The sequence below is a fragment of the Streptomyces alkaliphilus genome (assembly GCF_014141535.1).
Taxonomy (GTDB): Bacteria; Actinomycetota; Actinomycetes; order Streptomycetales; family Streptomycetaceae; genus Streptomyces; species Streptomyces alkaliphilus.
Genome location: NZ_VKHT01000327.1, coordinates 1 through 5033, shown reverse-complemented (window position 1 = coordinate 5033; position 5033 = coordinate 1). Strand labels below are relative to the sequence as shown.

Sequence of the window (5033 nt, the reverse complement as noted above, 5' to 3'; positions counted from 1 at the left end):
CTCCGGGTGGAGGGCGTCGGGGAAACGCGCCGGGTTCCGACTGCCCAGGACCCCCCACCCCACGCGGTCGGTGCCGGGAGCGTCCGACCGCACCAGCAACAGCCCGCTGTCCGGATCCGCCAGCAGCAACCGGTCGTTGCTGTGGTCCCCGATCTGCAGCAGCGGCGTCACCTCCCCGCCGGCCGTCACGTCCACCGTCACGGCCCGGGTCAGACCGGTCGTCCCGTCGAACCGGTCCACCGCCAGCCATCGGCCCTCCCGGTCGAGCCAGGCCCCGCCGGAACACCGACCCGGGACCCGGGCCACCCGCACCGGGGCCCGCAGCCCCTCGCCGCGGACCCACCACACGCCGGTGGCACCGGCCTCCGGCAGCAACGCGTAGGCCCGCCGACCGCCGGGGACGGGGGGCAACAGCCGCAGCCCCGGCCCGGAGAGCCCGCCCAGCGGCACCTCGGCGGTGCCCGGCCCCGACGGATAGAGCAGCACGAAGCGGTGTCCGTCGTCCTCCGGCCGGGCGAGCAGCACCATCCCGTCGGAGAGCGCGAGGACCTGTGTGTGCGCGGCCTCGACCCGCCCGGCCGGCAGCGGCACCACGTAGGGCTCGGGACCACCCAGGGTCCACCGCTCCGCGTAGCGGGCCCGGGGCTCCCGGTCGCCCCCCTCCGCCCCGGGCGCCGTCGGCGCGCAGACCAGACGGGCGGCGTGGGACAGGTCGGCCGTGGCCACGGGGGGCGCCGTCGACACGATGGGGGGAACACCGGCCGCCGGCACGCCCGGCGGGGGAGCCGACGGGAACGGCGGTATCACCGGCCCGGTGTCCCCCGGCGGTGATACGCGCCCGCCGGCGCTCCGGTCGGGCACAGGGGGGCCCGGCGGGGCGTCCCTCCGCCCGACCCGCCGGGCGGGCTCGCTGTGCGCGACACTCGGCCGCGTGGTGACGCCGACGGTCATGCTCCGACCACCTCCGGTGAGGACGTTAGGTTTGGTCCCACCGGCCGAACAACGTGTGGGGGAAGGCTTCACGCTTACGGGTGACACCCCGAGGGGTTTCCATCCGCTCGTGCCCCCCTGCGCCGTTTCCGGCGCGGCTCCCGGTGACGTGCCCCGTGACCGGGGCGTCCGGGGGCCGACCCCGGGCGCCCCCCGCCCCCCGACGGGACGGGTAGCCTGGGCCCGTGCCCGTACTCACCGATGTGATCAGTGCCCTCGACACCCTCTGGCCTCCCGAGACCGCCGAGGACTGGGACGCCGTCGGCACGGTCTGCGGCGAGCCGGACGCCCCGGTGGGCCGGGTGCTGTTCGCCGTGGATCCGGTGCCCTCCGTCGTCGAGGAGGCGGTCGCCGGCGGCGTGGACCTGCTGGTCACCCATCACCCGCTCTACCTGCGGGGCACCACCACCGTGGCGGCCGACACCTTCAAGGGACGGGTGGTGCACTCCCTGATCCACCACGGCATCGCCCTGCACGTCGCGCACACCAACGCCGACCGCGCCGACCCCGGGGTCTCGGACGCCCTCGCCGGTCGGTTGGGACTCGGGGCCGACTCCCCTCTCGTTCCCCTCGTGCCCGACCCCGCCGACCCCACCGGCCGGCGCGGGCTGGGCCGGTTCGGGGAACTGCCCGTGCCGATGACGCTCGCGGCCCTGGCCGAGCACGCCGCCGCCCGTCTGCCCGCCACCGCGCAGGGGGTCCGGGCGGCGGGGGACCCGGACCGGACCGTGCGCACCCTCGCGGTGTGCGGCGGGTCCGGTGACAGCCTGCTGGAACGGGTGCGCGCGCTGGGGGCCGACGCCTACCTCACCGCCGATCTGCGCCACCACCCGGCCTCGGAGGCCAGTGAGGCCACCGCGCACACCGGCCGCGGCCCGGCCCTGCTGGACGCCGCCCACTGGGCCACCGAGCATCCGTGGTGCGAGCAGGCAGCCGGTCAACTCACCGCCATCGCCGCGGAGTCGGGCTGGGACCTGGAGGTCCGCGTCTCCGGGCGGGTCACCGACCCGTGGAGCACCCATGCGGTCATGCTGCGCTGAGCACCGGACCTCCTCCTCGTCCTCCTCTCCGTTCCCCGCTTCCCCGCTTCCCCGCTTCCCCCAGTCGTTTCCCCGTCGCACCGTCCGGTGGGTGCGCCGCCCGCCGGACGGAACCCGTCGCGGCCGGCCGGCCACCGGCCGGCCGTGCCCCTCGTCCCCTCCGATCCGTGACCCAGGGAGCCCCCAACTGAACGCCGACCCCGCCGACCAGCTCCGCCTCCTCGACCTGCAGGCCCTGGACACCCGGCTCACCCAGCTCGACCATCGACTCGCCAACCTCCCCGAGCACACCGAACTCCGCGAGTTGGAGGCCGAACTGGCCCAGCAACGCGACCTGCTGGTGGCAGCCCGGGCCCAGGAGGGGGACACCGCCCGCGAGCAGACCAAGGCCGAGCAGGACGTCGACCAGGTCCGCCGCCGTGCCGAGCGCAACCAACAGCGGCTGGACTCCGGCGCCGTCACCAGCCCCAAGGACCTGGAGAGCCTGCAGAGCGAACTCGGCTCGCTGGCCCGCCGTCAGGACGACCTGGAGAACGTCGTCCTGGAGATCATGGAGCGCCACGAGGCCGCCGCCGAACGGGCCAGGGAGGCCGATGGCATCGTCGGCGGCCTGGAGGACCGGGCCGCCGTCGTCCGCGAGCGCCGGGACGCCGCGTCCCGGGAGATCGGGGACGAGGCCGGGGCGGTGCGCCGGGAGCGGGAGGCGGTGGCCCGGACGGTGCCGGAGGCCCTGCTGAAGCTGTACGACCGGCTGCGCGGGCAGTACGGCGGGATCGGCGCGGCGCGCCTGTACCGCAAGCAGTGCGAGGGCTGTCGGCTGGAACTCGACGTCACCGAGATCAACGAGATCCGCCGGGCCCCCGCCGACACCGTGGTGCGCTGCGAGAACTGCGGCCGGGTGCTGGTGCGGACCGCCGACTCGGGGCTGTGAGCCGGGACGTGGCCGACCCGGGGGAGGGGCGCACGCTGATCGTGGAGGCCGACGGCGGGTCCAGGGGCAACCCCGGACCCGCCGGGTACGGCGCCGTGGTCCGCGACGCGGCCGGCGGGGTGTTGGTCGAGACCGCCGCCGCACTGGGGCGGGCGACCAACAACGTGGCCGAGTACCGCGGTCTGATCGCGGGCCTGCGCGCCGCCGCCGGGATCGACCCGGAGGCCCGGGTACGCGTGCGCATGGACTCCAAGCTGGTCGTGGAACAGATGTCCGGGCGGTGGCGGATCAAGCACCCGGACATGCGACCCCTGGCCGAGGAGGCCCGCACCGTCCTGCCGCCCGAACGGGTGCGCTACGAATGGATCCCGCGCGAACGCAACCGGCACGCGGACCGGCTGGCCAACGAGGCGATGGACGCGGCGGGGCGCGGAGAGCCCTGGCGACCCGCCGACTCCGCCGTCGCCGGAACCGACACCGCGACGGCGGAACCGCTCCCGGCCGGGGACCCCGAAACGGCGGCACCCGTCGACGAGACGGCCCCCGCCGCCGAAACCCCCGCCGGCACGGCGCCCGGCTGGGGGCCCGACCTCGGCCCGCCGACCACCCTCCTGCTGCTGCGCCACGGGGAGACCCCGCTCACCCCGCAGAAGCGCTTCTCCGGCAGCGGCGGCGGCGATCCCGACCTCTCCCCGACGGGCCTGCGTCAGGCGCGGGCGGTCGCCGACGCACTCGCCGTCCGGGGTGGCGTGCACGCGATCGTCACCTCGCCACTGCTGCGCTGCCGCCGGACCGCCGAGGTGGTCGCCGAGCGGCTCGGTCTGCCCCCGGGGGTCGAGGAGGGGATGCGCGAGACCGACTTCGGCGCGTGGGAGGGACTGACCTTCGCCGAGGTGCGCGAACGCCATCCGGCCGACCTGGACGCCTGGCTGGCCTCCACCCGGGCGCGGCCCACCGGGGGCGGGGAGAGCTTCGCCACCGTCGCCCGCCGGGTGGCGGCGGCCCGGGACGCGGTGCTCGCCCGGTACCCCCGGCGGACGGTCCTGGTGGTCACCCACGTCACCCCGATCAAGTCGCTGGTGCGTCTCGCGCTCGGTGCACCGCCGGAGTCGCTGTTCCGCATGGAACTGTCGGCCGCCTCGCTGTCGGAGGTCGCCCACCACGTCGACGGCAACGCCACGGTGCGATTGCTCAACGACACCTCCCACCTGCGCTGAGGCCCCGGCCCCGTCCCTCCCGGCGGGGTCGGGGACCTCAGACCTCGGTGACGACGATGTCCACCCGCCCGGGGCCGGACTCCTCCACCCGGTGACCGAGCTCCCTCAGCGCCTCCACCAGGGCCGCCGGGTCCGCCGGCCGGAGCCCGGACTCCAGCAGGTCCCGCAGCAGCCGCCCCTTGGTCGCCTTGTTGAAGTGGCTGACCACGCTCCGCTTCTCCTCGCCGTTCACCATCCGGGAGTGCAGCACCCGCACCGCGATGGTGCGGCGGGCCTGCTCACCGGTCGGCTTCCACAGTGCGGCGTAGGCGGCCGACCGCAGGTCGAGGATCGGTCCGTCCCCGGCCTCGGCGGGCATCACCTCCGCCATCGGCCCCCGCCAGAACGGCCCCAGTCCGCCCAGCGCGGGCAACCGCGCCCCCGCCGAGCACCGGTGGGCCGGCACCCGGTCGCCGGGGCGCAGCGCCCCCAGCGGACCGGAGAAGATCAGGACCGACTCGGCGGCCCGGCCGGCTGCCTCCGGGTCCAACGAGGGCAGGTCGAGGGCGTCGTACAGCACGCCGGTGTACAACTCGCCCGCCGGAAGGGTCGGTGCCGACCACAGCGCGGCGTTGAGAGCGATCTCCCCGGCCTGGCGCGGTCCCAGCCCCAGCACCTCGCGGGCCTTGTCGGGGTCGCCGGAACACAGCTCCACCAGCTCCGTCAGAACGGTTCGCCGGGCCCGGTTCAGCCCGGGCAGCGAGAGGGAGTCGAGGTCCATCGGCGGACCGTCCCCCTCCCGCTCGGTCTTTCCCTCCGACGGTGGCAACAGCACCAGCACGGCGTTCCCTTTCCTCGCCTCGCCCCCTCGGCGGC

Annotated in this window: 4 protein-coding genes and 1 pseudogene; 3 read left to right on the top strand and 2 right to left on the bottom strand. The window is 75.9% G+C overall.

The annotated features are described in order from the left end of the window. Positions 1–744: pseudogene (locus FNQ90_RS12270) on the bottom strand (hypothetical protein); the annotation flags it as partial. Between the two features lie 431 nt (positions 745–1175). Here FNQ90_RS12270 and FNQ90_RS12265 point away from each other — a divergent pair. The 3 genes from FNQ90_RS12265 to FNQ90_RS12255 all read left to right on the top strand — a co-directional run bounded on the left by FNQ90_RS12265 (position 1176) and on the right by FNQ90_RS12255 (position 4178). After that, positions 1176–2030, top strand: coding sequence for a Nif3-like dinuclear metal center hexameric protein (locus FNQ90_RS12265; protein ID WP_182606402.1), 855 nt, complete (start codon positions 1176–1178; stop codon positions 2028–2030). A gap of 187 nt (positions 2031–2217) precedes the next feature. Next, entirely contained in the window at positions 2218–2961 is a 744-nt protein-coding gene (locus tag FNQ90_RS12260) for a zinc ribbon domain-containing protein (RefSeq protein WP_182606404.1), read from the top strand. Continuing rightward, a complete protein-coding gene (locus tag FNQ90_RS12255; RefSeq protein ID WP_323379911.1) occupies positions 2958–4178 on the top strand; it encodes a bifunctional RNase H/acid phosphatase in 1221 nt (406 codons plus the stop codon). The genes FNQ90_RS12260 and FNQ90_RS12255 overlap by 4 nt, the downstream gene beginning before the upstream one ends. 37 nt (positions 4179–4215) lie before the next feature. Here FNQ90_RS12255 and yaaA read toward each other — a convergent pair whose 3' ends face one another. Beyond that, positions 4216–4998, bottom strand: coding sequence for a peroxide stress protein YaaA (yaaA, locus tag FNQ90_RS12250; protein WP_182606401.1), 783 nt, complete (start codon positions 4996–4998; stop codon positions 4216–4218). Positions 4999–5033 lie beyond the last annotated feature (35 nt).